This window comes from Acidobacteriota bacterium (genome assembly GCA_003696075.1).
Taxonomy (GTDB): Bacteria; Acidobacteriota; Polarisedimenticolia; order J045; family J045; genus J045.
This window is the reverse complement of record RFHH01000087.1, coordinates 1-4750: the sequence shown is the minus strand read 5'-3', so window position 1 is coordinate 4750 and position 4750 is coordinate 1. Positions and strand designations below refer to the sequence as shown.

At 71.6% G+C, this 4750-nt stretch carries 3 protein-coding genes; 2 read left to right on the top strand and 1 reads right to left on the bottom strand.

All coding sequences use genetic code 11. The annotated features are described in order from the left end of the window. Positions 1-149 precede the first annotated feature (149 nt). Complete coding sequence (locus D6718_05780) at positions 150-1130, bottom strand: response regulator (GenBank protein ID RMG46345.1); 981 nt, start codon at positions 1128-1130, stop codon at positions 150-152. A 350-nt stretch (positions 1131-1480) separates the two neighbouring features. On the opposite strand from D6718_05780, the gene D6718_05775 reads away from it, so the two are divergent. Together D6718_05775 and D6718_05770 are read left to right on the top strand one after the other, a co-directional pair. Next, complete coding sequence (locus D6718_05775; protein ID RMG46344.1) at positions 1481-3367, top strand: HAMP domain-containing protein; 1887 nt, start codon at positions 1481-1483, stop codon at positions 3365-3367. Beyond that, the gene (locus tag D6718_05770; protein RMG46343.1) at positions 3364-4692 is read left to right on the top strand and encodes a sigma-54-dependent Fis family transcriptional regulator; all 1329 of its coding nucleotides are present in this window, start codon (positions 3364-3366) and stop codon (positions 4690-4692) included. Before D6718_05775 ends, D6718_05770 begins: the two co-directional genes overlap by 4 nt. The last annotated feature ends 58 nt before the right edge of the window (positions 4693-4750 follow it).

Genomic DNA, 4750 nt, shown 5'->3' with positions numbered 1-4750 from the left:
GTCGTTCCTTTCCCTCGATTCCGCCAGCGGAGCCGACCCGAACGCTCCCGCCCCGTCTCGCCGGTCCGGTCAGGAACCGTGCCAACCGGCGCCCGGCGCCGAAAACGCACCGCGAAGGAAGCACCTCTCGGGTCACGGCGGATGCCGGCTCAGCCGGCAGCCCGCTCCGCCACCCCCGCGAGCTGCAAGGCCCCTCCGCGGCGCAGCGCGACCACCGCCCGAGCGATCTCGAGGTCGGTCGCGTCGAGACCGTCCAGAAGCTCTCCCACCTTCACCGGGACCTCGGCCAGTTCCAGAACGCGCCGTTCGAGGCCGTCGGCGGTGGCGCCGTCCCCCGCCAACAGGGCGCGCCCCTTCGCGGTCGCCACGACCTCCGCGGCGCGATCCGGAAGCTCGTGCCGGAGCCGCCCCAGCTCGTCGTGGGCGACGAAGGCGTCCATCAACAGCCGCTGCGTGTTCGGTCCGAGCTCGGCGGGGGCGTCGATCGTCTCGTCCGGATCGAAATGGAAGTGAGCGTTCTCCCAAGCCACGATGCGGAAAAGGGCCTTCCTGCCCCGCGTTCGGCCGGCAAAAGCGGCCACGATCTGCCCCTCCCGGAAGTAGACCCTGCCCAGCTCCCTGGCGAGCACCCGGAGGCATCCGGTCTTCGCGTTCATCGAGAGCATCTGGACCAGGTCGGGAAGCGGGAGGTGGCTCGTGTGGCCCGAAAGGAAGGTGCGTCCGGACTCCATCGCGGGCCCCGCCGAGCGCCGCCGCGCGATGATCCGGTTGATCCGGAGGAGCAGCTCCTCGGTGGAAAACGGCTTGAGGAGGTAGTCCTCGGCGCCTGCGCGGAGCCCCTCGAGCCGGTCCGCGACCTCGCGCCGCGCCGAGAGGAAGACCACCGGAATCTCCCGGTAGTGGGGATCCGCCTTGAGCGCGGCGCACAGCGCGTAGCCGTCCATCCCCGGTAGATCGACCTCGACGAGGAGGAGATCCGGATGCTTTTGCTCGGCGAGGCGCAGCGCCTGCTCTCCCGCCTCGGCCAAGACCACCTCGTAGCCGGCGTCGAGAAAGGTATCGCGCAGCAGCCCGCGCACCGGCGGGCTGGGATCCGCGATCAGGATGGTGGCCGGCTCCCGACGGTCCATGCGGCCCTCTCCGGCGCCCCCACGCCTCGATCCAAAGCTAGTGAACCCCCGCGAAAAGGGTCAAGGCGCTCCCGGACGGCGCCGGCCGGCTCCGCGGCCGCCCGACCGCAGGCGCGGCTGGCGGAAGCCGTGGTGCAAGCCCGCCGCCTCCTCGCCGGCCAGCGGCGGCTGCCGGCCCGGCGGCCGTTCCGCAGCGGCCCGGGTCGGAAGCCCCGGCGGCGGGGCCGGGCCGCCCTCCGCGCGCCGCCTCTCCCCCGCCGGTGCCGGCCTGCGGCGGTCGACACCCTGCGACCCGTTCGATAACCTCGGCAGCGGCCGGCGGCGCCCCGCGCCGGAACCGGCTGGGAGCGATGGACGGCACGACCCCCGTTCCGTGGCGGCACCGGCTGACGTTCCGGCTGACCGGCGCCGTCACGCTCCTCCTGCTGGCGATCGGCCTCCCCTTTCTTCTGATCTTCCACGCCCGCGAGCGGTCGCGGCAGCTCGAGGCGGTGGAGGAGGCGACGCTGAGCCTCGACCGGATCGTGGTGCAGGGGCTCCGGTCGGCGATGATCGCCCGGCAGCCGCACCTGCTCGACGACACCATCCGCGGTCTCGCCCATCAGCCGGCGGTTCAGCGCGTCATCCTGCTCGACCGCAGCGGTCGGGTGGCGGTGAGCTCCGACCCCTCCTTCGAAGGCCGCTTCTTCGACCGGGAGCGGGACGACATGTGCCGCGTCTGCCACGAGGCCGGACGGGCGCCGGCGACGAGCCGCACCACGATCGTCGAAGTGGGGCGTCGCCGAGTGCTGCGGGCGGTCAGCGTGATCCCCAACGAGCCCGCCTGCCACCGCTGCCACGATCCGAAGGCGCGCACGAACGGTGTGCTGCTGTTCGACTTCTCGCTGGCAGGGGCAGAGAAACGGATCGCGGCGAGCTTCGGTCGCACCGCCGCATTGGGCGCTCTCATGCTCGCGGTGACGATCGTCGCGCTCACCCTGCTCCTGAACCGGATGGTGCATGCCCCGCTCAACGAAATCGTGCGGACCACCCAGAAGATCGCGCGCGGTCGTCTGGATACTCGGGCCCGCATCCCCGGGCGGGACGAGTTCGCCCGTCTGGGGTCCCAGGTGAACGCCATGACCGAGCACCTGGAACGGCTGCTCGGGCGGATCGAGCGGCAGCGTGCCGAGCTGCAGGCGGTGCTCGACGCGGTGGACGATCAGATCGTGGTCCTCGACCGGGACCGGCGGATCGTGATCGCCAACCGCGCCTTCACCGCCGCGCGCCCCGCCGACGCCGGGCCGCTCGCCGACTGCTGCCGCGGCCCCTCCCCGGAGGAAGCCGGAGGGTGCCTCGTCGACCGCGTCTTCGAGACCGGCCGCCTCGCCAAGGCGGTCGTCTCCCGGCACACCGGCTCGGGCGACGAGAGGGCGTTGGAAGTCCACGCCTCCCCGGTCCGGGACGCCGCCGGCCGCGTCATCCAGGTGGTGGAGGTGCGCCGCGACATCTCCGAGCGCCGGCAGCTCGAAGCGTCGCTGGTGCACTCCGAGCGGCTCGCCTCGCTCGGCCTGCTCGCTTCGGGACTCTCGCACGAGATCAACAATCCGCTGGCGGTGATCGCCGCCCGCGTCACGGCGCTGCGCCGCCGGCTGGCCGAGGACGGGACCGGCGGAGAACCCCTGGAGCGGCTCGACGCCGAGCTCGACCAGATCGAGCGGGCGACGCAGCGAGGCCGGGCGATCACCGACCGGCTCCTCCGTCTCTCGCGGTCGACGGGGGGTGCCCGCTCCCTGATCGACGTCAACCGAGCGGTTCGCGATGCCCTCGCTCTCCTGTCCCACGAGATGGAGCGTCACGCGATCCGGAGCGAGACCGACCTTTCCCCGAGCCTCGCGCCACTCGTCGGCGATCCGGCGCGGGTGACACAGGTGCTGATGAACCTGGCGCTGAACGCGGTGCAGGCGATGCAGGGGCGCGGGGGTACGCTCCGCGTCGCGACTCGCGCAGTGGACGGCGGCATCCGGATCGATGTCGAGGACGACGGCCCCGGCATTCCCGAAAACGACCTGGTGCGCATTTTCGATCCGTTCTACACGACGAAACCCGCAGGCCAGGGAACCGGTCTCGGGCTGTTCATCTGCAGCCGCATCGTGGCGGAGATGGGCGGACGGATCACCGCCGCCAACCGTCCCGGGGGCGGCGCACGCTTCACGGTGACGCTGCCGCGGTCGCGGCCGGAGGGTGACGGGAGATGACCAGCCGCGGCGAGATCCGGCTCCTCCTCGTCGACGACGACGAGGGTCTCAGGAGCGTGCTGGTGGAGGAGCTGCGCCGGCAAGGGATCGCGGCGGACGGCGCGCCCGATGCCGAGTCCGCGCTCGAGGCGGCCGCCTCGCGCGTCTACGATGTCGCGATCGTCGACCTCAACCTGCCCGGCATGCCCGGCGAGCAGCTCATCCGCGAACTGCGGGAGCGAAGCCCGCAGACCGAGACCATCGTGCTGACCGGGCATGGCTCGATCGACGCCGCGGTCCGTACGCTCAAAGATGGGGCCTACGACTTCCTCACGAAGCCCTGCAACCTGGACGAGCTCGAGGCGGTGATCCGCAAGGCAGCGGAAAAGCGCGATCTCGTCCGTCGAAACCGCATGCTGCAGCGGGAGCTGGCGCGGCAGGACCGGTTCAGCGGTTTCGTCGGGAGCAGCGAGGCGCTGGCGGAGGTCCTGGGGATCATCGAGAAGGTCGCCGCCACCGACACCACCGTGCTCATCCAGGGGGAGTCGGGAGTCGGCAAGGAGCTGGCGGCCCGGGCGATCCACCGTGCCAGCGCGCGGGCCGACGAGCCCTTCGTGGTGGTGGACTGCACCTCTCTGCAGGAATCGCTGCTCCTGAGCGAGCTGTTCGGGCACGAGCGCGGGGCGTTCTCCGGCGCGGTCACGCGCAAGCAGGGGTTGTTCGAGGTGGCGCACGGGGGCACCGTGTTCCTCGACGAGATCGGCGAGCTTTCCTTGCCGCTCCAGTCGCGCATCCTGAGGGTCCTGGACCGTGGCACGTTCCGTCACGTGGGCGGCGTGCACGACATCAAGGTCGACGTGCGGCTGATCTGCGCCACGAACCGCGACCTGCGGGCCATGGTCGCGGAGGGAAGCTTCCGCCGGGATCTGTACTACCGAATCAACGTGGTGAGTTTCACCCTCCCCCCGCTCCGCGACCGGCCGGAGGACATCCCCCTCCTCGCCGAACATTTCGCGCGCACTCTCCCGGTCGCGCCGGCGCATCCGGTGACGATCTCGGAGGAGGCGATGGCGCGACTGCGCGCCTATCACTGGCCGGGAAACGTCCGGGAGCTTCAGAACGTCATCGAGCGCGCGCTGATCCTCGCCGACGGCGACCGGATCGAGGTGAAGGACCTCCCCGCGGAGCTGCGGGACGGACCGGCCGCATCCGGGGGCGACCTGCTCGCCGACACGCCCACCCTGGCCGAGCTGGAGAAACGCTACATCCGGCGCCTGCTCGAGCGGTTCGGCGGCCACCGGGCGAAGGTGGCCGCGGCGCTCGGAATCAGCGAGCGGAACCTCTAGCGCAAGCACAAAGGGCGCGGCGAGGGCCCCCCCGCCTGACAGTCCGTCAGGCGCGCCT

Excerpts from the sequence above, each read along its gene's own strand:
- D6718_05780 (RMG46345.1), bottom strand. The coding sequence starts at position 1,130 with ATGGACCGTCGGGAGCCGGCCACCATCCTGATCGCGGATCCCAGCCCG.
- D6718_05775 (RMG46344.1), top strand. The coding sequence starts at position 1,481 with ATGGACGGCACGACCCCCGTTCCGTGGCGGCACCGGCTGACGTTCCGG.
- D6718_05770 (RMG46343.1), top strand. The coding sequence starts at position 3,364 with ATGACCAGCCGCGGCGAGATCCGGCTCCTCCTCGTCGACGACGACGAG.